General features: G+C 47.2%; 24 protein-coding genes and 2 riboswitches. Of the genes, 23 read left to right on the top strand and 1 reads right to left on the bottom strand.

The genetic code is table 11. The features are described from left to right. Positions 1-29: 29 nt before the first annotated feature. Positions 30-158, bottom strand: a complete 129-nt coding sequence (locus ABU165_RS23930) for a YuzL family protein (protein ID WP_009791500.1) — start codon at positions 156-158, stop codon at positions 30-32. Between the two features lie 297 nt (positions 159-455). Between ABU165_RS23930 and ABU165_RS23925 the strand changes: the two genes are divergently transcribed. From ABU165_RS23925 to ABU165_RS23815, 23 genes are all read left to right on the top strand, one after another. Next, positions 456-2,837, top strand: a complete 2,382-nt coding sequence (locus ABU165_RS23925) for a 3-hydroxyacyl-CoA dehydrogenase/enoyl-CoA hydratase family protein (protein ID WP_318060819.1) — start codon at positions 456-458, stop codon at positions 2,835-2,837. Positions 2,838-2,896: 59 nt separating this feature from the next. Next, positions 2,897-4,072 (top strand): acetyl-CoA C-acetyltransferase, encoded by a 1,176-nt coding sequence (locus ABU165_RS23920; protein WP_094769825.1) that lies wholly within the window; start codon positions 2,897-2,899, stop codon positions 4,070-4,072. 81 nt (positions 4,073-4,153) lie between these two features. Continuing rightward, positions 4,154-5,938 (top strand): acyl-CoA dehydrogenase family protein, encoded by a 1,785-nt coding sequence (locus tag ABU165_RS23915; RefSeq protein WP_009791496.1) that lies wholly within the window; start codon positions 4,154-4,156, stop codon positions 5,936-5,938. Between the two features lie 207 nt (positions 5,939-6,145). Then, the gene (locus ABU165_RS23910; RefSeq protein ID WP_009791494.1) at positions 6,146-6,502 is read left to right on the top strand and encodes an arsenate reductase family protein; all 357 of its coding nucleotides are present in this window, start codon (positions 6,146-6,148) and stop codon (positions 6,500-6,502) included. Between the two features lie 72 nt (positions 6,503-6,574). Beyond that, on the top strand, positions 6,575-6,961 hold the full coding sequence (gene gcvH / locus ABU165_RS23905) for a glycine cleavage system protein GcvH (RefSeq protein WP_009791493.1): 387 nt from the start codon (positions 6,575-6,577) through the stop codon (positions 6,959-6,961). Between the two features lie 144 nt (positions 6,962-7,105). Next, positions 7,106-7,345, top strand: coding sequence for a YusG family protein (locus ABU165_RS23900; protein WP_009791492.1), 240 nt, complete (start codon positions 7,106-7,108; stop codon positions 7,343-7,345). A gap of 224 nt (positions 7,346-7,569) precedes the next feature. After that, on the top strand, positions 7,570-7,926 hold the full coding sequence (locus ABU165_RS23895) for a toprim domain-containing protein (RefSeq protein ID WP_022544356.1): 357 nt from the start codon (positions 7,570-7,572) through the stop codon (positions 7,924-7,926). Next, the gene (locus ABU165_RS23890; protein WP_371931670.1) at positions 7,926-8,243 is read left to right on the top strand and encodes a thioredoxin family protein; all 318 of its coding nucleotides are present in this window, start codon (positions 7,926-7,928) and stop codon (positions 8,241-8,243) included. The genes ABU165_RS23895 and ABU165_RS23890 overlap by 1 nt, the downstream gene beginning before the upstream one ends. Before the next feature lie 225 nt (positions 8,244-8,468). Continuing rightward, a complete protein-coding gene (locus ABU165_RS23885; RefSeq protein ID WP_094769830.1) occupies positions 8,469-9,737 on the top strand; it encodes an MFS transporter in 1,269 nt (422 codons plus the stop codon). A 153-nt stretch (positions 9,738-9,890) separates the two neighbouring features. Then, a riboswitch (SAM riboswitch) is annotated at positions 9,891-9,990 on the top strand. Between the two features lie 96 nt (positions 9,991-10,086). Continuing rightward, positions 10,087-11,403 (top strand): O-acetylhomoserine aminocarboxypropyltransferase/cysteine synthase family protein, encoded by a 1,317-nt coding sequence (locus tag ABU165_RS23880; RefSeq protein WP_094769831.1) that lies wholly within the window; start codon positions 10,087-10,089, stop codon positions 11,401-11,403. 127 nt (positions 11,404-11,530) lie between these two features. Next, positions 11,531-11,638, top strand: a riboswitch (SAM riboswitch). A 193-nt stretch (positions 11,639-11,831) separates the two neighbouring features. After that, positions 11,832-12,857 (top strand): methionine ABC transporter ATP-binding protein, encoded by a 1,026-nt coding sequence (locus ABU165_RS23875; protein ID WP_009791485.1) that lies wholly within the window; start codon positions 11,832-11,834, stop codon positions 12,855-12,857. Continuing rightward, positions 12,850-13,518: a methionine ABC transporter permease gene (locus ABU165_RS23870; protein WP_009791484.1), complete on the top strand. Its 669-nt coding sequence runs from the start codon at positions 12,850-12,852 to the stop codon at positions 13,516-13,518. Before ABU165_RS23875 ends, ABU165_RS23870 begins: the two co-directional genes overlap by 8 nt. Positions 13,519-13,533: 15 nt before the next feature. Further along, positions 13,534-14,382: a MetQ/NlpA family ABC transporter substrate-binding protein gene (locus ABU165_RS23865; RefSeq protein ID WP_009791483.1), complete on the top strand. Its 849-nt coding sequence runs from the start codon at positions 13,534-13,536 to the stop codon at positions 14,380-14,382. Positions 14,383-14,519: 137 nt separating this feature from the next. Continuing rightward, the gene (locus tag ABU165_RS23860; protein ID WP_022544352.1) at positions 14,520-14,897 is read left to right on the top strand and encodes a carboxymuconolactone decarboxylase family protein; all 378 of its coding nucleotides are present in this window, start codon (positions 14,520-14,522) and stop codon (positions 14,895-14,897) included. 309 nt (positions 14,898-15,206) lie between these two features. Beyond that, positions 15,207-15,359, top strand: coding sequence for a YuzK family famiily protein (locus ABU165_RS23855; RefSeq protein ID WP_009791480.1), 153 nt, complete (start codon positions 15,207-15,209; stop codon positions 15,357-15,359). 409 nt (positions 15,360-15,768) lie between these two features. Next, positions 15,769-16,554 (top strand): Fe-S cluster assembly ATPase SufC, encoded by a 786-nt coding sequence (sufC, locus tag ABU165_RS23850; RefSeq protein WP_009791479.1) that lies wholly within the window; start codon positions 15,769-15,771, stop codon positions 16,552-16,554. 17 nt (positions 16,555-16,571) lie between these two features. Further along, positions 16,572-17,882 carry a Fe-S cluster assembly protein SufD gene (gene sufD, locus ABU165_RS23845; protein WP_009791478.1) on the top strand — a complete coding sequence of 437 codons (1,311 nt, stop codon included), beginning with the start codon at positions 16,572-16,574 and terminating at the stop codon, positions 17,880-17,882. Then, positions 17,882-19,111, top strand: a complete 1,230-nt coding sequence (locus ABU165_RS23840; RefSeq protein ID WP_009791477.1) for a cysteine desulfurase — start codon at positions 17,882-17,884, stop codon at positions 19,109-19,111. The genes sufD and ABU165_RS23840 overlap by 1 nt, the downstream gene beginning before the upstream one ends. After that, positions 19,101-19,544 (top strand): Fe-S cluster assembly sulfur transfer protein SufU, encoded by a 444-nt coding sequence (sufU, locus tag ABU165_RS23835; RefSeq protein ID WP_009791476.1) that lies wholly within the window; start codon positions 19,101-19,103, stop codon positions 19,542-19,544. The genes ABU165_RS23840 and sufU overlap by 11 nt, the downstream gene beginning before the upstream one ends. Before the next feature lie 52 nt (positions 19,545-19,596). Continuing rightward, complete coding sequence (sufB, locus tag ABU165_RS23830) at positions 19,597-20,994, top strand: Fe-S cluster assembly protein SufB (RefSeq protein ID WP_009791475.1); 1,398 nt, start codon at positions 19,597-19,599, stop codon at positions 20,992-20,994. A 175-nt stretch (positions 20,995-21,169) separates the two neighbouring features. Beyond that, entirely contained in the window at positions 21,170-22,015 is an 846-nt protein-coding gene (locus ABU165_RS23825) for a DUF72 domain-containing protein (protein ID WP_094769834.1), read from the top strand. Between the two features lie 75 nt (positions 22,016-22,090). Then, positions 22,091-23,443 carry a bifunctional metallophosphatase/5'-nucleotidase gene (locus ABU165_RS23820; RefSeq protein WP_318060784.1) on the top strand — a complete coding sequence of 451 codons (1,353 nt, stop codon included), beginning with the start codon at positions 22,091-22,093 and terminating at the stop codon, positions 23,441-23,443. Between the two features lie 63 nt (positions 23,444-23,506). Then, positions 23,507-23,809 carry a YunC family protein gene (locus ABU165_RS23815; RefSeq protein WP_009791471.1) on the top strand — a complete coding sequence of 101 codons (303 nt, stop codon included), beginning with the start codon at positions 23,507-23,509 and terminating at the stop codon, positions 23,807-23,809. Positions 23,810-23,968: the final 159 nt, after the last annotated feature.

The raw sequence follows: 23,968 nt of genomic DNA, 5'->3' as shown, positions 1-23,968 counted from the left end.
AGCGGCCTCCCGCTCCCCTGCAGCAATTCTTACTTCTTATACTGATTGTTCTGGCTGTTTCTTTTTCCTCCGCCGTCACGTTCAACTGTCGGGCCTGCGTCACCTTTTACGCTGGCGGCGCTCACGCCTGCTTTTGAAGGATTTTTCTTATGCTTCATCCTGTTCACCTCCTGCCTGCCAATCTCGGCTATCGGGGAATGCCCACCCGAAGAACGGCAATTGCCAGATATCAGCGCCGTTCCTTATTGGGTGAGCTTCCATACTAGGTTGTCCATTCAAAGATAATTCACTATAAGCCAGAGATTGTAAATTTTAATAAATTTCACTGCTAAATATTGCGAAAATTTCAGAAATATCTTATAGTATTAACTAACAGAACTCATTCTCTGCCATTTTTTTTATCAGGAAAATGAATGAGTGTTCATTCAAAAGTGTCAAAGGGGGAAACAAAATTGATCCAACAAATTAAGAAGGCAGCAGTATTAGGTTCCGGTGTAATGGGTTCGGGCATTGCTGCACACTTGGCGAACATTGGCATCCCGACATTGCTGCTGGATATCGTGCCTCGTGAATTAAATGAGGCAGAGCAGAAGAAAGGCCTGACTTTGGAGGATAAAGCTATCAGAAACAGGATCAGCCAGGGAGCGCTGCAAAAGCTTCTTAAGCAGAAGCCGGCTCCGCTCACATCCAAAAAAAGCCTTGCGCTGCTTGAAGCCGGCAATTTTGAAGATGATATGGAACGTTTAAAAGATGTTGACTGGATTATCGAAGTAGTCGTCGAAAATCTGGATATAAAAAAGCAGGTATTTGCGAAAGTTGACCAGTTCAGGAAGCCTGGCAGCATTGTCAGCTCCAACACTTCCGGAATATCCGTCAACAGCATGGCTGAAGGAAGATCTGATGATTTCCAGAAGCACTTTATCGGCACCCACTTCTTCAATCCGCCGCGCTATCTAAAACTGCTGGAAGTAATTCCTGCAAAAACGACAGCACCTGAAGTCCTTTCTTTTATGAAGAAGTTTGGTGAAGATGTACTGGGCAAAGGCGTGGTTGAAGCAAAGGATACACCGAATTTCATCGGAAACCGCATCGGGACATACGGCCTTCTGATCACAGTCCAGGAAATGCTCAAGGGCGGCTATAGTGTAGGAGAGGTAGACTCTGTGACAGGTCCCCTGATCGGCAGGCCGAAAAGCGCTACATTCCGGACTCTGGATGTGGTTGGGCTTGATACGTTCATCCATGTGGCGAACAACGTATATGAACAGGTGGACGGCAAGGAAAAAGAGGCCTTTGAAGTGCCGGCATTCATGAAGCAGATGCTTGAGAATGGCTGGCTTGGAAGCAAATCAGGACAGGGGTTCTTTAAGAAAGAAGGAAAAGAAATCCTTGAACTCAATCCGGACACACTTGAGTACGGGCCGCGCCAAAAGCTGAAAGCTGCTTCGGTTGAAATGAGCAAACAGGAAAAAGGGCTGGCCAATAAATTGAAAGCGCTTGTATATACGGATGACAAAGCCGGACAGCTTCTCTGGAGCATCCTCAGCCCGGCGCTTCTGTACTCTGCCGAGCTGCTTGGCGAAATTGCAGATGATGTTACAAGCATCGATAAAGCCATGAAATGGGGCTTCGGCTGGCAAATGGGCCCATTTGAAACTTGGGATGCTATCGGACTCGAGAAATCAGTCGGCAAAATGGAGGCAGAAGGCAAGGAAGTCCCTGCCTGGATCAAGGAAATGCTCTCCAATGGGCATACATCCTTCTATAAGGAAGAAAACGGAGATATCTCCTTCTATAAAAACGGCGAGTATGTGCCGGAAGAAGAAAATCCAAAGAATATTAATTTAAAGAAGCTTAAAAAACAAAAGGGAGTCATCAAGAAAAATACAGGTGCGAGCCTGTTGGACCTTGGAGACGGGGTTGCCCTTCTTGAATTCCATTCACAAAGCAATGCGATCGGACTCGATATCATCCAGATGATCAATTTTGCGGTTGATGAGGTTGAAAAGAACTACAAGGGTCTTGTCATCGGCAACCAGGGCAAAAACTTCTCCGTCGGCGCCAATCTGGCCATGATTCTGATGGAGGCGCAGGATGATAATGTTTTTGAACTGGATATGGTTGTCCGTCATTTCCAGCAGGCGATGATGAAAATCAAGTACAGCACCAAGCCGGTAGTGGCTGCGCCATTTGCCATGACACTTGGCGGAGGTGCGGAAATATGCCTGCCGGCAGCACACATCCAGGCTTCGATGGAAACGTATATGGGCCTTGTGGAAGCCGGGGTCGGCCTCATCCCTGGCGGAGGCGGCAACAAGGAGCTGTATATCAAGCATCTTGAAGGCATGCCAAACGGAGTGGAGTTTGACCTGCAAAAAGTGGCCAACAAAGTATTTGAAAGCATTGCTATGGCCAAGGTATCAACTTCAGGGGAGGAAGCAAGGGAAAATAACTTCCTGGGAGCTGCAGACGGAATCAGCGTGAATGGAGACCATCAGCTGTATGATGCAAAGCAGGCTGTACTTGCTCTCCATGAACAAGGCTATACGCCGCCGGTAAGGAAGAAGATTCCTGTAGTCGGTGAAACGGGATATGCGACGCTTCTCCTTGGAGCACAGGCGATGCTGTATTCCGGCTTTATTTCTGAACATGATTTAAAAATTGCCCAAAAACTGGCGTATGTCATTGCCGGCGGCAAGGTGCCATACGGGACGGAAGTTGATGAACAGTATCTTCTGGATCTGGAAAGAGAAGCTTTCCTCAGCCTGGTAGCGCAGCCGAAATCCCAGCAGCGCATGCAGCATATGCTTGTAAAAGGAAAGCCATTGCGCAACTGACATATTAACAGATTGATAGATTAAATCTCGAACATCCATAGAAAGAGAGGGAATGAACGATGAGAGAAGCAGTTATTGTTGCTGGTGCCAGGACGCCCGTCGGCAAAGCGAAAAAAGGAACGCTCGCCCATGTCCGTCCAGATGATTTGGGGGCACTGGCTGTAAAAGAAACCTTAAGGCGTGCCGGAGGCTATGAAGGCAACATTGATGACTTGATTATCGGCTGTGCCATGCCGGAGGCTGAGCAGGGGCTGAATATGGCCCGCAATATCGGGGCGCTTGCCGGGCTGCCTCATACAGTGCCGGCAGTAACAGTAAACCGTTATTGTTCTTCCGGCCTGCAGACCATTGCTTATGCTGCAGAAAAAATCATGGTAGGCAGTGCGGACACTGTCATCGCAGGCGGGGCTGAATCAATGAGCCTTGTGCCGATGATGGGCCATGTGGTCCGTCCGAATGCAAAGCTCGCGGAAAGTGCACCTGAATATTATATGGGCATGGGGCATACGGCAGAAGAAGTGGCCAAAAAATACGGCATCAGCCGTGAAGACCAGGATGCTTTCGCGGTCCGGAGCCATCAGCGAGCGGCAAAAGCGATCCAGGAAGGCAAGTTCCAGGATGAAATTGTGCCGGTGGATGTGACCTTCCGTTCAGTCGGAAAGGACAATAAGCTTGTTGAGAAAAACGTTCAATTCACTACAGATGAGGGAGTGCGCCCTGATTCAACGGTCGATACGCTCGGCAAGCTCCGTCCAGCTTTTTCTGTCACAGGTTCAGTTACAGCAGGAAACTCATCACAGACAAGCGACGGCGCTGCCGCGGTCATGGTGATGGACCGCGAGAAAGCAGATTCCCTCAGCCTGAAGCCGATGGCCAAGTTCAGAAGCTTTGCCGTTGGCGGTGTGCCTCCAGAAGTAATGGGAATCGGGCCGATTGTGGCCATTCCTAAAGCACTGAAACTTGCCGGCCTGGAGCTGTCTGATATCGGCCTGTTCGAACTGAATGAGGCATTTGCATCTCAATCCATCCAGATCATCAGGGAGCTTGGCCTTGATGAGGATAAGGTGAATGTAAACGGCGGAGCAATTGCACTTGGTCACCCGCTCGGCTGTACAGGTGCAAAATTGACGCTAACGCTTCTGCACGAAATGAAGCGCCGCAATCAGCAGTTCGGGGTTGTCACAATGTGCATCGGCGGTGGCATGGGTGCAGCGGGCGTATTCGAGCTTCTCTAAAAGACAGCAATTATAGTGAAAAATATGGTATTCAATAAAAAACCGGAGCCAGCGCTCCTTCAATTGAATGGAGGAATAAAGATGTCTAACCAGACAGAAAACGTAATCAAAGGCGGAAGCTTCCTGATTGAAGATGTATCTTATGACCGTGTGTTTACACCGGAGGATTATACTGATGAGCAGAAAATGATTGCCAAGACAACTGAAGATTATGTGGTAAATGAAGTGGTCCCGCAGGTTGAACACCTGGAGAACCATGAGTTCGACCGCTCTGTTAAGCTGCTGAAGCAGGCAGGGGACCTTGGGCTCCTTGGTGCAGATGTGCCGGAAGAGTACGGCGGGCTTGGCCTTGATAAGGTAAGCTCAGCTCTTATCGCTGAAAAAATGTCCCGTGCAGGCGGATTCTCAATCACCCATGGTGCCCATGTGGGAATCGGGTCGCTTCCAATCGTGCTGTTCGGAGATGAAGAACAAAAGCAAAAATATCTGCCTCTTTTGGCGACAGGCGAAAAGATCGCTGCCTATGCACTCACTGAGCCGGGTTCAGGTTCCGATGCACTCGGGGCAAAAACAACTGCAAAATTAAATGCTGAAGGCACTCACTATGTCCTGAACGGTGAGAAGCAATGGATTACCAATGCCGGCTTTGCCGATGTGTTTGTCGTCTATGCGAAAGTGGACGGAGAGCATTTCTCCGCCTTCATCGTTGAGAGGGAATACCCTGGCGTTTCCACGGGCCCTGAGGAAAAGAAAATGGGCATCAAGAGCTCTTCCACAAGGACGCTGATCCTGGAAGATGCACAAGTGCCGAAGGAAAATCTGCTGGGTGAACTTGGCAAGGGGCATATCATCGCTTTCAATATCCTGAATATCGGCCGCTACAAGCTTGGAGTAGGAGCAGTAGGAGCTTCCAAGCGCGCGTACGAGGTTACTGTACAATATACAAATCAGCGCCAGCAGTTCAAAACGCCGATTTCCCAATTCAACCTTACGAAAGAGAAGCTTGCCAATATGGCTGCAAAGCTGTATGCGGCTGAGAGCTCTGTCTACCGTACAGTCGGTTTGTTCGAGGACCGGATGAGCAGGCTTACAGAGGAAGAAGTAAAGAACGGCAAGGAAGTTGCCAACTCGATTGCAGAGTACGCAATCGAATGCTCCCTGAACAAGTTTTTTGCCACAGAAGTCCTTGACTATATTGCCGATGAAGGCGTGCAGCTGCATGGCGGCTATGGTTTCATGGCTGAATATGAAATTGAAAGGATCTACCGCGATTCCCGCATCAACAGGATTTTTGAAGGTACAAACGAAATCAACCGCCTTCTTGTGCCTGGCACTTACCTGCGCAAGGCTTTCAAAGGAGAGCTGCCATTATTCCAGAAAGCTCAGGCGCTCCAGGAAGAGCTGATGATGCTGATGCCTGAGGAGCCTGGAGATGAGCCTTTGGCACAGGAAAAATATTTGGTGAAGAATGCCAAGAAAATCGGCTTGCTTGCAGCAGGGCTTGCAGCACAGAAGTTTGGCAAAGCGATTGAAAAAGAGCAGGAAATCCTGGTCAATATTGCAGACATCGTTTCCAATGCCTATGCAATGGAATCAGCGGTTCTCCGTACAGAAAAGGCTATCAGCAAGGACGGCGCTGAAAAGAGCAAGCAAAAGCTTCTCTACACACAGATTTTCTGCCAGGAGGCATTCAATAAGATCGAACAGGATGCGAAAGAGACTTTGGTTGCTGCAGAGGATGGGGACGCACTGCGCATGATGCTTTCCGCTCTCCGTAAATTTACCCGCCACACACCGATCAATCTGATCGCCAAAAAGCGCGAGGCTTCAGAGAAGCTGATCGACGCTGAGCGTTATGTACTGTAATCAGAAATAAATAGGAGTTATCCTTAACTGAAAATGCAAAGACGCATTGCTCCTCTATCCGGAGGGGCAATTGCTGTTTTTGGACACTTCAATCTGACGAAATTTTTAAAACTCAAGGTTATGAATTTTGCCGAAAATATGATAGTATGCAATTAAATGGGTGATCAGCCTGTGAGTTTGGATAGAAACGATTGGGTGGTGCAGAATTTGCTGCTGAATTTTTACTGGTATCCGAAATGCGGGACATGCCGCAAGGCCAAAAAATGGCTTGAAGAAAACGGCGTTCCTTACCATGAAGTACATATTGTCGAAAATCCTCCTTCACGCACTGAGCTTGAAGATGCTTATAGAAAAAGCGGCCTCGATATTAAAAAATTCTTTAATACGAGCGGCCAGAAGTACAGGGAGCTAGGTTTGAAGGACAAGGTGAAAACCATGTCCGACACAGAGCTGCTGGACTTGCTTGCATCTGACGGAATGCTGATAAAGCGGCCTTTGGCATTCGACGGCCAAAAAGCGACAGTCGGTTTCAAAGAAGAGGATTTTGCTAAAACATGGCTTTAAGGCATCATCTGCTATTTCCTTTATAGCGAAGGCTTAAGCCCGGTAAAGAACTAGAATCTTGGAGGGATTATTGTGAGCAGCATACCTAAGGAATTGCGTTACTCAGAAGAACATGAATGGGTAAAAGTTGAAGGAGAAAAAGTACGGGTCGGCATTACCGATTTTGCTCAATCAGAGCTCGGGGACATCGTTTTCGTTGAGCTTCCTGAAGTCGGGGACAGCATCACGGTAAATGAGCCTTTTGGAAGCGTTGAGTCTGTAAAGACTGTATCTGAATTATATGCTCCAATCAGCGGCAAGGTGGTTGAAATCAACGAAGAGCTGAATGACAGCCCTGAATTTGTAAATGAATCTCCTTATGAAAAGGCCTGGATGGTTGTTGTTGAGCCTGCAGACAGCAGCGAAGTGGACAAGCTGATGACTGCTGAACAATATGAAGAGATGACCAACGAAGATTAAAAGAGATAAGCGCCTGCTGCAGGCGCTTTTTATGCTTTCTCTTTCCGTTATTTTCTTACTTCACTCAATGTAATTAATTTCCCATAGTTTCTTTCCATTAGAAGGGCATTCTATTGTTAAGAAAGTAAAAAAGGTGGGATTCTAATGACACTGAAACAGCAAAAGATCGATATTACCGATCGGGTCACAGGAAGGCTGAAGGACGGTAAGCTGGAGCTTTATCTTGGAAATGAGATGATCGGGGAAGCGCCGATGCCTGAAGGTGCTTCATTTACCCTTGATCATCACTTTGAGCAGAATGAACAGAAAATCTACCAGCATATTACTTCAACAGAGCAGCCGGAAGCCCGTTATACGGACTGCGATGAAGGCGGCTGGTGCTAAAGAAAGCAGCGGGCATTGCCGCTGTTTTTTTTGCAGAAAAAAGGGTAAATAAGGATCTGCCGGCTCTTTTATGGGCGGATTTTGATCAGGCGGAATGCGGGGATGGTGTTTTTCAGCAAGTGACCGCCTGCCCGTTTTCCGAAAGCAAGGCAGGAGTTCAACACCATTTTGCCGAACATAGAATAAGGTAAAGTAAAAATATCAACTCCCGTCAGGTGATGAATATGCATGCAGAAAACATAGAAAAGGTAATTATTGTCGAAGGCACTTCTGATAAGCGCAAGGTTAAGAATATTATTAAGGAGCCTGTTGAAATCATTTGTACGAACGGGACAATCAGCATAACCCGCCTGGATGAATTGATTGACGAATTATTTGACCGTGATGTTTATATTCTGGTGGATGCAGATGAATCCGGCGAAAAGCTGAGAAAGCAGTTCAAACGGGAATTCCCGGAAGCAGCACATCTTTATATTGATAAAATGTACCGGGAAGTGGCCACTGCACCGGAGCAGCATCTTGCAACGGTTCTGCTTGGCGCAAATATAGACGTTTATGCTGAGTTTTTAGATAGAGGATGATGGGGTTGCAAGAACTGATGCTTGGGGATTTGGAACGGTATGAAAAAGACAGGGAGACATGGATGCTCTATCTTTACACACCGATGTGCGGAACATGCCAGATGGCTGGACGGATGCTGGAAGTGACCCTTGAGGTACTCCCGGGAATTGAATGCAGAAAGGCAAACTTGAACTATTTTCCTGACCTGGCCGGCAAGTGGTCAGTAGAAAGTGTCCCCTGCCTGCTATTTTTCCGGGAGGGACAGCTGGCAGAAAAAATATACGCATTCCACTCTGTTCCATACCTGCTGGAAAAAACAAAAGAATATCTGCTGTAAATAATAAAGCCTGTACTAGAGGGTAGGACACCCGGCTGGTACAGGCTTTTTACTGTTTGCGCATCTGTCCGCGGCCAGTGTCCAGGGATTATCATGGTCAATGGATAAAATGTTCCGGATTATTTAGCAGAAAAACCAGAAGATTCAAAGGAAAAGGATGGATTTTTTCTCTAAACGATATTATGATTATTTAGGGAAACGAAATAAATGCGAGGGGCATATAAAATGGCTTTTTATCAGGAATGGGCTGAACAGATCCGCGGATATAACAGTAATATACGCCGGGCTTTTGCAGCCAATATTTTCACGCAGATCGGAATGGGCATTTTTATGGTCATTTATAATTTTTATATACGGGAGCTTGGCTATTCAGAGCAGGTGAATGGCCAGATCATAGCGATGACTGCATTGGCGACAGCCCTTGTGCTGATCCCCGCAGGCATTATGAGCGACAGGATCGGCCGGAAGAAGGCTATGCAGTTCGGGGCTGCTGCAACCGGTGTGATTCTGCTTGCCAGGAGCATGGTTGACATGCAGAGCCTGCTTATCGTGTTTGCCTTTGGCACAGGGCTGGGGACGGCCTTCATTCAGGTATCCTCCATTCCCTGGCTGACAGAGAATTCCAAGCCAGAGCAGAGGGTTCATTTGTTCAGCATCCATTTCGCTGTTATGACAGGAGCCAATGTCATCGGCAATTTAAGCGGCGGACTGCTGACTGACTTGTTTGCTTTTTATTTCTCGGAGCTGGCGAGCATACGGTTTACTTTACTGCTGGGAGGAGCCATCTATCTGGCGGGAATATTTCCGATACTCCGCTTTCAGGAAAACCGAAGCGATAAAATCCCGCAAATCGGCGGAGCTAAAGGAAGCACACGGTTTTCTCTGAAGGATGATGGTTTCAAGATCATCATCCTGTTCGCTGCAGCACAGCTGTTTATCGGATTTGGGGCAGGGCTTGTCATACCTTACCTAAATCTATATTTTGCAGACCGTTTCCATGCGTCGAATTCTGCAATCGGGCTGATTATTTCCCTCGGTCAGGCAGCTACGGCAGCGGCCATGATCATTGGTCCCCAGGTGGTAAGGAGGATCGGGGAGGTAAAGGCAGTCGTTTTCCTGCAGCTTTCCTCCCTGCCTTTCCTTCTACTGACTGCTTACACAGAGAATTTATGGCTGGCCGCCATTGGCTTTCTATTCAGGCAGGCTTTAATGAATGCGGGAAATCCGATCCAGATGTCTTTGATGATGTCGAAGGTGGATGATTCCAAAAGAGGCCTGGCCAGCTCGGTGAATCAGATGGTGTTCAATCTGGGCTGGGCAGTGATGGGCCCTGTCTCTACAGGCCTTGTCATCAAATACGGAGACTATTGGGGATATTCTATTGTCTTCACCATAACTGCAGTCTTATATTTAATAGGCTCTACATACTTTTTTGTCGTATTCAGAAGGCTTTCAGAGCCTTCTGGAAGAACAAATACAGCAAAGATTGTATGATAAGCGGATATTTCTCGGGAAATTGTCATAAGCCTTTCTATTTGTCGAACATTCATAGAAATATAAAACTGAACTTTCTAAAAAATCAGTTGACTCTTTTTTGCTGGTTATGATACTATCATTTTAACTTCAAGCACGCTAAAAATTTCATATTTCTTATCAAGAGAGGTGGAGGGACTGGCCCGATGAAACCCGGCAACCGGCAATAGAACGGTGCTAATTCCAGCAGAGCATGATCTCTGGCAGATAAGTTGAGCGAAAAAGCCCCTCTTCTGCAGAGGGGCTTTTATTGTTACCAGCAGTGATCCGGCATAATGAAAATATCTGATAACCCGAAGGAGAGAGAACAATGGCAGAGAAGCAAAAGAACTATCGATTTGAAACACTTGGTGTACATGGAGGACTGCAGCCTGACCCTGCAACAGGGGCAAGGGCAGTGCCGATCTATCAGAATAATGCTTATCAGTTCCAGAATACAGAGCACGCCGCCAATCTGTTCGGCTTAAAGGAGCCGGGCTATATCTATACAAGAATCCATAATCCGACAGTTACTGTATTTGAGGAAAGGGTCTCACTGCTTGAAGGCGGCGTAGGGGCACTTGCTGTTGCAAGCGGCCAGGCTGCCATCACTCTTGCCATCCTGAACATTGCCCAGGCCGGAGATGAAATTGTAGCAGCTTCAAATCTTTATGGAGGGACATATAATTTATTTGCCGTCACTCTTCCTAAATACGGAATCAATGTAAAGCTGGTCAATCCCGAGGACCCGGAAAATTTCAGGGAGGCCATCAATGAAAAAACAAAAGCTGTATTCGCTGAAACAATCGGCAATCCAAGCTTAAAGGTCCTCGATATTGAGAAAGTGGCGGAAATTGCCCATGAAGCAGGTATTCCGCTGATAGTTGATAATACCTTTGCCACTCCATATCTCTGCAGGCCGATTGATTTTGGGGCAGACATCGTGATCCATTCAGCGACAAAATGGCTACTGGGAAATGGGACGACAATGGGGGGCGTCATAGTAGACGCAGGTCGTTTTGACTGGAATTCAGTCAAATTCCCTGGCTTCACCAATCCGGACCCAAGCTACAATAACCTGGTGTACAGTGAAGCAATCGGCGCGGCAGCTTTTATCGTCAAAGCCAGAGTCCAGCTGCTGAGGGACCTGGGGCCGGCACTCAGCCCGCAGAACGCATTCCAGTTCACTCTCGGTCTTGAAACACTGCATGTGAGGATGAAGGAGCATATCAGCAATACAAAGAAAGTGACAGAGTATTTAAAGAATCACCCTGCTGTGACCTGGGTGCTTTATCCGGGGGATGAAGGCCATCCTGATAAGGCACTTGCTGATAAGTATTTGCCTAAAGGAGCCGGAGCTGTGGCTGTATTTGGCATTGAGGGAGGCAGGGAGGCCGGTGCCAAGCTGATCAACAGCCTGGAACTGTGGGCGCATGTAGCCAATGTCGGCGATGCCAAAAGCCTCATCATCCATCCTGCCAGCACCACTCACCAGCAGCTTGATTCAGAAGGCCTGAAGTCAGCAGGGGTGCCGGAGGATCTAATCCGCATTTCTGTTGGCATAGAAAATGCCGAAGATCTGATCGAGGACCTGGAGCAGGCAATTGAAGCCGCAACCGGAAGCCATTCACTGGCAGGGAAGGTATGAACTTCAGGAATCAGCCGGTAATTTTTAGCATTAAACTTTGTTGTTGACACCCTTTTTCATCCATGATACGATAGCACTCGTAATTCAAAAATGGCTAATGAATGAAAATGAACTTCATATATGATAGCTCTTATCAAGAGAGGTGGAGGGATGTGCCCGATGAAGCCCGGCAACCGTCAATGTTTATTGAAATGGTGCCAATTCACACAAAGCTTTTAGCTTTGGCAGATGAGAGAAAGGTTTTTCCATCATGCCTTTCTGCTCACATGCAGAAAGGCATTTTTATTTTTACAGAAAAGTCTCCTGTCTTGAAGCCATGGAATAATCTTGCCCTGGTTTCAGGAAACTACTCTTATGGGGATTGGCAGGATGATATATCTCTGTAAAGCCATTTGTCTAATTGGATATAAAAGAGGTGAATACGGCAATTGATTTCAATAAAAGATGTTAAAAAGATATATTCGTCAAAAAAAGGCCCGGTCAAAGCAGTTGATGATGTCAACCTTGAAATCAAGGAAGGTGAAATCTTCGGAGTGATCGGCTACAGCGGTGCAGGGAAAAGCACCTTGATACGGATGCTGAACGGGCTTGAGCTTCCCTCAGAGGGAACGGTTACGGTAGCCGGCAGGGAGATCTCAAAAATCAGGGGTGCGGAGCTGCGCAAAGCGCGCCAGGAAATCAGCATGATTTTCCAGCACTTTAACCTTCTCTGGTCAAGGACCGTAAGAGACAATATTGCATTCCCGCTGGAAATTGCGGGGGTTGCGCGCCAGGAAAGAGAAAAAAGAGTCAATGAGCTCATCAACCTTGTCGGCCTTGACGGCCGTGAGGATGCTTACCCTTCCCAGCTGAGCGGCGGGCAGAAGCAGCGCGTCGGGATTGCCAGGGCGCTTGCAAATAACCCGAAGGTGCTTCTGTGCGATGAGGCAACCTCGGCGCTTGACCCGCAGACAACGGATTCCATTCTGGATCTGCTAGTGGACATCAACAGCCGCCTGGGACTGACCATTGTACTTATTACCCATGAAATGCATGTAATCAGGAAGATCTGCCATCGGGTAGCTGTCATGGAAGGCGGAAAGGCCGTGGAAATCGGCCCTGTCCTGGAAGTGTTTAAAAATCCGCGCGAGCAGATCACAAAGAGATTCGTCCAGCAGGTCACAGAACCTGAGGAAACAAAAGAGACAGCAGAGGCCTTGCTTGGATTGTATCCGCATGGAAAAGTCGTACAGCTGTCCTTCGTCGGGGAATCGGCTGAACAGCCGCTCATCACGAATCTGATCCGTTCCTTTGAGTTGACAGTTAATATCCTTCAAGGGAAAATCTCGCAGACTCAAAACGGCTCTTATGGAACATTGTTCATCCATCTAGATGGGCAGGCTGACGAAATTGCCAAAGCGATTGAATATATCCATGCACAGCAGGTTGGCGTGGAGGTGATTTCGAATGCTTAATGAATTTTTCCCAAATGTTAACTGGGATAAGATGTGGGAAGCAACGAATGAAACGCTTTATATGACTGGCATTTCTGTACTGGTTACATTCGTATTGGGGATTGTGCTCGGCCTGCTGCTTTTCCTTACTTCCAGGGGGAACATCTGGCAAAATGCACTCATCAATAAAATTATAGCGGCGTTTGTCAATGTATTCAGGTCCATCCCGTTCATCATTTTAATCGTATTGCTGATCCCGTTCACGAAATTCCTTGTGGGCAGCATGATCGGAGAAAATGCTGCCTTGCCTGCACTGATCATCGGTGCGGCACCATTTTATGCCCGTATGGTTGAAATTGCTTTGCGGGAAATTGATAAAGGCGTCATTGAAGCAGCCAAGTCAATGGGTGCAAGAACGAGCACAATCATCTTTAAGGTGCTCCTCCCTGAATCTATGCCGGCTCTTGTATCGGGCATTACTGTTACAGCCATCTCGCTTGTGGGCTTTACCGCAATGGCAGGAGTCATCGGTGCAGGAGGACTTGGGAACCTTGCTTATCTGGAAGGCTTCCAGCGGAACCGCTTTGATGTAACCTTGATGGCGACCATCGTCATCCTGCTGATTGTGTTTATCCTCCAAGTAATTGGAGATATCATAACTTCTAAACTAGACAAACGATAAAAGGAGACTTAACTAATGAAAAAATGGTTATCACTTGTATTGGCACTTGCCGTAGCGCTCGTCATTTCAGCATGCGGAACATCTGAAGATAATGCTGACGGCGGAAATGCGGACAGCGGGAAAGAAGAAACATCCAAACTGGTTGTGGGAGCTTCCAATGTCCCGCACGCTGAAATTCTTGAAGAAGCTAAGCCGCTTTTGGAAGAAAAGGGCATTGAACTTGAAGTCGTAACATTCCAGGACTATATCCTGCCTAACCAAGCATTGAATTCCGGAGAGCTTGATGCAAACTATTTCCAGCATATCCCGTACCTTGAAGCGCAAATTGAAGAAAATGACTATGATTTCGTCAATGCAGGCGGAATCCACATTGAGCCGATCGGTGTGTATTCAAAGAAATACAAGAGCCTTGATGAACTTCCAGACGGTGCGAAAGTCCTGATGAGCAATTCAGTTGCTGATCACGGCCGTATCCTGACTATGCTTGAAAAAGAAGGCCTTATCACACTTAAAGAAGGCGTAGATAAAATCAAGGCAACAATTGACGATATTGAAACGAACGAGAAAAACCTTGAGTTTGATACAGAATATGAAGCTTCCCTCCTTCCGCAGATTTACAACAACGATGAAGGCGATGCAGTTCTGATCAACTCTAACTATGCTATTGATGCAGGCTTAAACCCAATTGAAGATTCAATTGCAATCGAAGACAAGGAATCTCCATATGTGAACGTCATCGCTGTTAAGAGCGGCGACGAAGATAAAGAAGCGGTTAAGGCACTTGTCGAAGTGCTCCACTCTAAAGAAATCCAGGATTTCATCCTTGAAAAATACGAAGGTGCAGTCGTTCCTGTATCTGAGTAATAATAGAAAAAGGCAGCCGCTGAGAATGCAGGCTGCCTTTTCTTATGTAAAAAAACAGCCATGTCGAGCCCGCATAGCATTTCTGAAAATAAAACATACTAATGATGTTAAAGATTTCAGGAATGGAGTGGACACGAATGGAGCATTCATACGAACCGTCAAATTCAATCGAAGCAGCTCTTCATGACTATAAAATGGGCCTTGGCACATTTACACAAAAAATGCCGGACCTTGCCCAGCATTATAATGCATTCACTGAGGCATGCTTTAAAGAAGGCAGCCTCTCCCAAAAGCAAAAGCAGCTGATTGCCCTTGGAATCAGCCTGTATTCACAGGATGAATACTGCATTATTTATCATGTGAAAGGCTGTCTTGACCAGGGGGCTAGTGAGGAAGAGGTGCTCGAAGCAGTCGGCGTCACAGCGGCTTTTGGCGGCGGCGCAGCGATGAGCCAGGCAGTCACCCTTGTGCAGGAAGCAATGGATGAATTGAATCAGGGGCAGATGAAGCAGTAAAAGCCAATCTATATGATAAAGCAGCCCTGTCTGAAGCAGGGCTGTTTCCTTTTTTGCATGCGTTATGGACTCTTGGGGGAGGGACAACCTTTATTTGGAAGAATTCAGCCGGAATTGTAAGGATGGCGGAGATGAGGTCCCTTCAAGAGGGGATACCTTAATGAATTATACAAAATGAGGTTTTTTCCTGTTTGAGCGTGGTATAGAAGGAGTGTTACGATATTCCATGAGTAAAATAAATCGCGGAAGCGACAAAATTGAAAGGATTGATTTACTATCAGTCAGCTGGACTTGAATTACACAAGTGAAATGGAAAAAGCGATGCACAGTGCCCACGGTGTCGGCTATGAGGTATACAGCCGGAAACATGATGTAAGGATGAGCGTAGAAAAACGGCGCGAGCAGGACTATCTGAAAAGCCAGCGTATGGTAGCGGATCTGGAAAGAAAAGTACATTCTTAAGAATTATATATAATAAGGAAGAAAAACAGTTGAAACCAGTGTGATGCCGCACTGGTTTTTCTTTTAGTATAAAGCAGTAACAATATAGCCCGTTTTTTCCGGAACAGTAGGAGCCCGGTCCATACTTATGTTAAACTGAAGGGGCTGCAACTGAATTCATGTACATTGAAAGCCGCTCTGCAGGGAAAAATAGTTTGGACATGCCTGGATTTCCAGTTTTGGATCCAGGGAAGCGGAAAGGGTTTAGCCAATAAAAGTTCTTACCAGATAATTAATACTATCTGCGTGTTGTTAAAGAGTTGCTAACACTTTCTATTTGTTATAAGATTGTAATGAGAATAAAATGAGAATAGAGATTTGCGGCTCTTGCCGGTATATACAAATCTTTTTTATTGACGGAGGTATAATGATGGCTGGATCTACACTTAAAATTAATGATCTTCATGTTTCTATTGAGGACAAAGAAATTCTTAAAGGGGTCAACCTTGAAGTGAAAGGCGGAGAAATCCATGCGATTATGGGTCCTAACGGAACTGGTAAATCAACCCTTTCTTCTGCAATCATGGGACATCCTAAATATGAGGTAACCTCAGGAAGCATTGAATTGGATAACGAAGATGTACTTGAGATGGAAGTGGATGAGCGTGCGCGTGCAGGCCTGTTTCTTGCCATGCAGTATCCAAGTGAAATCAGCGGAGTTACAAATGCGGACTTCCTGCGTTCTGCAATCAACAGCCGCATGGAAGAAGGCAATGAAATTTCATTGATGAAATTCATCCGCAAGATGGACAGCAAGATGGACTTCCTTGAAATGGACCAGGATATGGCACAGCGCTATCTGAACGAAGGCTTCTCCGGAGGCGAGAAAAAGCGGAACGAAATCCTTCAGCTGATGATGATCGAACCTAAAATCGCCATTCTTGATGAGATCGACTCCGGATTGGATATCGATGCCCTGAAGGTTGTTTCCAAAGGGATCAATGAAATGCGCGGAGAAGACTTCGGCTGCCTGATCATCACTCACTATCAGCGCCTTCTTAACTACATCACTCCTGACCATGTGCATGTCATGATGCAGGGCCGCATCGTTAAATCTGGCGGGCCTGAGCTGGCACAGCGCCTTGAGGCTGAAGGTTATGACTGGATCAAAAAAGAACTTGGCATTGAAGACGAAACTGTAGGGCAAGAAGCGTAAGCGTTAGGGGGATCACGATGACTATTGAAACGAAATTGCCGTTTGACAAAGAGTATATCAGCTCTTTTTCAAAAGAAATGGGTGAACCGGCCTGGCTGACAGAACTGCGTGTGAAAGCTCTTGCTGACGCTGAGACGCTGCCAATGCCGCGGCCTGATAAAACAAAGATCGATAAATGGAACTTTACACAGTTTGAAAAGCATATAGTGGAAAGCGAAGATTTTGGCTCACTTGATAACCTTCCGGAAGAAGCCAAATCTTTGATTGACCTGGATAAAGAAAGCAAGAACCTTTATATCCAGAGAAATAACCGTCCGACACATCTTTCCCTTTCGAAAGAACTGCAGGACCAGGGAGTCATTTTTGCGGATATCTTCACAGCTGCCCGCGAATACGGCGACCTTTTGCAGAAGTATTTCATGAAGGATGGCGTTAAGGTGGATGAACACCGCCTGACAGCACTTCATGCAGCACTCCTGAACGGCGGGGCATTCTTATATGTGCCGCGCAATGTTGAGGTGTCTGAGCCGATCCAGGCGATCTATCTGCATGATGACAAAGAAGCGAATGTCTTCAACCACGTACTGATCGTAACTGAAGATAACAGCAGTGTTACTTATGTTGAAACATACCTTTCAACGATCGATTCAGCAGAAGGTGTTTTCAATATCGTCACTGAAGTGCTTGCAGGCACTAACAGCAGGGTGCAGTACGGAACAGTTGATAACCTTGCAAAAGGAATCACTACGTATGTTAACCGCCGCGGCAGGGCGGAACGGGATTCCCGCATTGAATGGGCTCTCGGGCTCATGAATGATGGAAACACGATTTCCGAAAACGTAACGAACCTGATTGGCGACGGTTCTGTCGGCGATACGAAGACTGTTGTCGTCGGACGCGGTGAGCAGAAGCAGAACTTCACGACAAGTGTTGTCCATTTCGGTAAAAATACAGAAGGCTATATCCTGAAGCATGGCGTTATGAAAGAAAGTGCCTCCTCTATCTTCAATGGCATCGGCAAAATCGAACACGGTGCAACGAAGTCGAATGCAGAGCAGGAGTCCCGCGTTCTGATGCTGAGCGAAAAGGCACGCGGAGACGCAAACCCGATCCTTCTCATCGATGAGGATGATGTAACGGCAGGCCACGCAGCATCTGTCGGCCGTGTGGATCCGACCCAGCTGTACTACCTGATGAGCCGGGGAATTCCGCAGACAGAGGCAGAGCGCCTTGTCATCCACGGATTCCTTGCTCCGGTCGTGAAAGAGCTTCCGATCGAAGGAGTCAAAAAGCAGCTTGTTGATGTGATTGAAAGGAAAGTTAAGTAATGGATTTCAAGAATATCCGTGAACATTTCCCTATTCTGAACCAGGAAGTCAACGGAAGGCCTTTGGTTTACCTTGACAGCGCCGCAACTTCCCAGAAGCCCGTACAGGTCATCGAGGCATTGAACGAGTATTACCGCGGGTATAACTCCAATGTTCACCGCGGGGTGCATACCCTCGGTACAAAAGCGACGGATGCGTATGAAGGTGCAAGGGAAAAGGCCAGGAAATTCATTAATGCCCGTTCGATTGAGGAAGTGATCTTCACGAGCGGGACAACAAGCGCATTGAATATGGTTGCTTCAAGCTATGGAGGAGACAATCTCTCCGAAGGGGATGAAATTGTCATTACCTATATGGAGCACCACAGCAATATCATTCCGTGGCAGCAGGCAGCCAAAAGAGCCGGAGCGGTGCTGAAATATGTCCCTCTTCAGGAGGACGGCACCATTTCACTGGAGGATGTCCGCAAGACGGTTACAAGCAATACGAAAATTGTCAGCATTATGATGGTGTCCAATGTCCTTGGCGTTATGAACCCGATCAAGGACATCGCAAGGATTGCCCATGAGAATGGCGCGATCATGGTAGTGGACGGCGCACAGGCTGCACCTCATATGAAGGTGGATGTCCAGGATCTTGACTGCGACTTCCTTGCTTTTTCAGGACATAAGATGTGCGGCCCTACCGGTATCGGCGTCTTGTACGGCAAAAAGCAGCTTCTTGAAAACATGGAGCCTGTCCTTTTCGGAGGAGAGATGATCGATTTTGTTGATCTCTATGACTCTACCTGGAAAGAGCTTCCCTGGAAGTTCGAGGCCGGCACCCCGATTATTGCAGGAGCCATCGGCCTTGGTGCAGCAATCGATTTCCTACAGGAAGTCGGCCTTGAAAACATTGAAGCACATGAGCATAGGCTTGCCGCATACGCAATGGAAAAAATGTCATCAGTTGAAGGCATGACCATCTATGGACCGAAGAATGCCGGCGAAAGAGCCGGACTTGTAACCTTCAATCTTGATGATGTCCATCCGCATGATGTGGCGACTGTCCTTGATGCTGAAGGAATAGCGGTAAGGGCAGGCCATCACTGTGCACAGCCGCTGATGAAATGGCTGAAGGCTTCCGCAACGGCACGGGCCAGTTTTTACCTGTACAACACGGAAGAAGATATTGATAAGCTTGTTGAAGGACTTGTTAAAACAAAGGAGTATTTCAGCGATGTCTTTTAATAATTTAGATACCCTGTACAGGCAAGTCATTATGGATCATTACAAAAACCCCCGCAATAAAGGGGTTCTTGAAGAAGATAACAGCTTGACGATCAATATGAACAATCCAACCTGCGGAGACAGGATCCAGCTGACGCTTAAGGTTGAGGATGGGAAGGTGGCGGACGCCAGATTTGACGGTGAAGGCTGCTCCATCTCCATGTCTTCGGCATCGATGATGACCCAGGCAATCAAGGGCCAGAAAGTGGAAGATGCCTTAAAGCTCTCAAAGATCTTTTCAGATATGATGCAGGGCAAAGAGTATGATGAAGATTTGGATTTGGGTGATATTGAAGCACTGCAGGGCGTTTCAAAGTTTCCGGCACGCATCAAATGTGCGACTCTTTCATGGAAGGCCATGGAAAAGGGCCTGAAGGAAGAAGAACAACAATAAACGGCAATACAGGGTCCAAGGCCCTGTCTGCCCTGAATGGAGGAAAACGACGATGGCAAAAAAGATGCCTGAAATCGGTGATTATAAATACGGATTTGCCGATAAAGACGTTTCCATTTTCCGCTCAAAACGTGGTTTGACGAAGGAAATCGTAGAGGAAATTTCAAAGCTGAAAGAAGAGCCTCAGTGGATGCTTGACTTCCGTTTAAAATCTCTTGAACATTTCTACAACATGCCAATGCCTCAATGGGGCGGAGATCTAGCGTCATTAAACTTTGATGAAATCACTTATTATGTAAAGCCTTCTGAAAAGACAGAACGCTCATGGGACGAAGTGCCTGAAGAGATCAAGCAGACGTTTGACAAGCTTGGCATCCCGGAAGCAGAGCAAAAATACCTTGCAGGTGTTTCTGCGCAGTACGAGTCAGAGGTTGTTTACCATAATATGCAGGAAGACCTTGAAGCAAAAGGAATCGTATTCAAGGATACAGATTCTGCTTTGAGGGAAAACGAAGATCTTTTCCGCGAGCACTGGGCGAAGGTAATCCCTCCGACCGACAATAAGTTTGCGGCTCTGAACTCTGCGGTATGGTCAGGCGGTTCTTTCATCTACGTGCCAAAAGGCGTAAAGGTAGACACTCCGCTTCAGGCTTACTTCCGCATCAACTCAGAAAATATGGGGCAGTTCGAGCGCACGCTCATCATCGTGGATGAAGGCGCCCATGTCCACTATGTTGAAGGATGTACAGCTCCAGTCTACACAACGAACTCTCTTCATAGTGCCGTTGTAGAAATCATCATCAAAAAGGATGCGTACTGCCGCTATACGACAATCCAGAACTGGGCAAACAACGTATACAACCTTGTAACAAAAAGGGCTGTATGTGAAGCCAATGCTACAATGGAATGGATTGACGGAAATATCGGCTCCAAGCTGACAATGAAATATCCGGCAGTTATCCTTAAAGGAGAAGGCGCCCGCGGAATGACCCTTTCCATTGCACTTGCAGGGAAAGGCCAGCATCAGGATGCCGGGGCAAAAATGATCCACCTTGCTCCAAATACTTCTTCTACAATCGTATCAAAATCAATCTCCAAGCAGGGCGGTAAAGTAACATACCGCGGGATCGTGCACTTCGGCCGCAAAGCGGAAGGCGCTCGTGCAAACATTGAGTGCGATACGTTGATCATGGATAATCAGTCTACTTCTGATACAATCCCTTACAATGAAATCCTGAATGATAACATCTCGCTTGAACACGAAGCGAAGGTATCAAAGGTTTCGGAAGAGCAGCTGTTCTATCTGATGAGCCGCGGCATCTCCGAAGAAGAAGCAACTGAAATGATCGTAATGGGCTTCATCGAGCCATTTACAAAAGAGCTTCCAATGGAATATGCAGTTGAAATGAACCGCCTGATCAAGTTCGAGATGGAAGGTTCCATCGGCTGATCAAGCTTGGTCCCATCCGGTTATTGCCGGATGGGTTTTTTTCTCTTTTAAAGGCACCTTAAAAGCGGCCTGGCGGTTGTTCTTGTATAATGAAGGCAGGAGTGCTTCGTGGTTTTTCCAGACGTGAAAGAGGGAAAATAGAACGTTACATAGAGAACAGAAAGGAGGCGGCAGCATGATTAATATTGGACTCACAGGCTGGGGGGATCATGACAGTCTTTATAAGAAGGGCATTTCCCCGCGTGATAAGCTGAAGGAATATGCAGCATATTTCCCCATTGTAGAGGTGGATGCTTCTTTTTATGCTGTCCAGCCTCTGAGGAATGCACATAAATGGACGGAAGAAACGCCCGACGGCTTTGAATTCATCGTTAAAGCCTATCAGGGTATGACTGGGCATCAGCGCGGAGAAATCCCCTTTGACAGCAAGGAAGAGATGTTTACAGCTTTTAAGGAGTCCTTGCAGCCTTATATCGCTAAGGATAAGCTCGGCATGGCGCTGTTTCAATTTCCTCCATGGTTTGACTGCCGCAGGGAAAATGTTGATTATCTGCGCTGGTGCAAGGATCAGATGGATGATATCCCTTGTGCCCTGGAATTCCGCAATCAGACTTGGTTCTATCCGGAAATGAAGGACAAGACCTTAAGGTTCATGGAGCAGGAAGAATGGATTCACAGTATCTGCGATGAACCACAGTCCGGCGAGGGGTCTGTCCCGACAGTCATGGAGAGTACCCATCCGGGAAAGGTGCTGGTCCGCTTCCATGGAAGGAATGTGCACGGCTGGCAGAAAAAGAATGCGGAGAACTGGAGGGAAGTGAGATATCTCTACCGCTATAATGAGGAGGAGCTTTCCGGCTGGGCCCCGGCCCTCAGGGAACTGGAAAAAAGCACAAAGAAGGTATATGCTGTCTTTAATAATAATTCAGGCGGGGATGCGGCAGACAATGCACTCCAGCTGGTCGATATGATGGGGATTGAGTATACAGGCCTGGCTCCCCGGCAGCTTGATTTGTTCTAAAATGAGGAGAGGCTTGCACCTCCGTGATGTTCGGCCTGCATTGGCCTGATGGGAAAAGGAAAGAAGGTTTCATCTTTGAAAGAAGTTATCCATATATACCATACAAATGATTTGCACAGCCATTTTAGCCGCTGGCCGAGGATTCACAGCCTTTTAACAGAAAGACGCAAATGGCATGAAGAGGCAGGAGAAGATGTCTTCTTTTTCGATATCGGCGACCATGTGGACCGCTGGCATCCGCTGACAGAGGCTACTGGGGGGAAGTGCAACACAGACCTGCTCAATCAGGCAGGCTGCACTGCTGCTGCCATCGGCAATAATGAAGGAATTACCCTTCCTTTTGACTCTCTTGACACTCTCTATGAGAAAGCGGGTTTTGATGTTATCACCGCCAACCTTTTTTACAAAGATGGAAGGCGGCCGGACTGGGCTAAACCTTATGCAATTTATGAGACTGTAAGCGGACTTAAGGTGGCTGCTGCCGGTGCAACAGCAAACTATGAACATTTCTATGATTTGCTCGGCTGGAAGCTGACAGACCCCTTTGAAGAGCTTCGAAAGGTACTTGCAGAGGTAAGGGGACAGGCCGATATTATCGTCATCCTGTCACATCTGGGCATTCATGATGATGAAAGGCTGGCGGCGGAATTTCCGGAAGCCGATGTGATTCTTGGCGGCCATACCCATCATATTCTGCATGAAGGGAAAATGGCGGAAGGCTGCCTGCTGGCAGCCGCCGGCAAGCACGGGTTTTATGCCGGGCATGTTATGCTCGAAATAGACACGGAAACGAAAACAGTCATCGGCAAAAAGGCGCAGCTGTATGATACAAATGAGCTGCCACCTGCTGATGATGAAGAGCATATCATTGAAAATCTTTATCGGAAGGGAAAAAGCCTCCTTGATGTACCGGCAGCACCTCTGCCAAACGGCGGCATGAGCAAAAAGCAGCTTGCCATTCTTTTGTGTAAAGCACTCCAGGAGAAGTGCGGGGCGGATGCAGCCCTTCTTAATGAAGGCTTGATCCTTGAGGGGCTGGAAAAGAATGAGGCAACTCTGTATGACCTCCATAGAATCTGTCCGCATCCGATCAATCCAAGCAAAGTTGTGCTGACAGGGTCTGAGCTGAAGGAAGTGCTCCGGCATGCACAAAGTGATGAGTGGGAGCAGTTACAGGTCAAGGGACTTGGTTTCCGCGGGACCCTCATGGGAAGAATGATCAGTACCGGTGCAGAAATGGATACTTCGGGAAATATGCAGATTGGCGGTCAGGTGCTCGACAATGAAAAAAGCTATTCCCTTGCCATCCCGGACATGTTTACATTCGGTCCCTTTTTCCCTGAAATCCGCAGGGCTGCCGAAAAGGAATATTTCTTTCCCGATTTCCTGCGGCATCTGCTGGAATGGAAACTGCAGCAGCTTCAGTAATATGCCGGCACCCTTTTTCTTTTGCTGACATAATCTGTTATGAAGCGAAAGGAGTGGATACTTATGATGGAACTGTCACCTGTCATCATCGACGGCCATACCTTTTTAAGCGTATCCGTTCAGCTGCCGAAAACGACCCTGCTCGCTGTCTCGAGCGAAAAGGGCTATATTATGTGCGGAGCGCTGGACATCGCCCTGCTCAATGAAAAGCTGAAGGACCGGAAAGTGATTGCTGGAAGGGCTGTTGGTGTCCGCACGATCGAGCAGCTCCTGGAGGCACCGCTGGAATCGGTGACCTTTGAGGCTGAAGAACTTGGAATCCATAAAGGCATGATCGGCAAGGACGCCCTGCTGAAAATGCTGTAGAGAGCCAGCCGCAGCAGGCGGCTCTTTTTTTTCTTTAACGGATCATTCCACTCCAAATAGAAGCCGAAGATACTTACTTATGCAAAGATTACCATTATCAGTCGTATTTTGTAGAATTTTCTACTATAATGTGGATAGGATGAAGGACGTAAATTGAGA

The organism is Cytobacillus sp. T106 (genome assembly GCF_040492155.1).
Classification (GTDB): Bacteria; Bacillota; Bacilli; order Bacillales; family Cytobacillaceae; genus Bacillus_AB; species Bacillus_AB infantis.
This window is presented reverse-complemented; position numbering and strand designations above follow the sequence as displayed.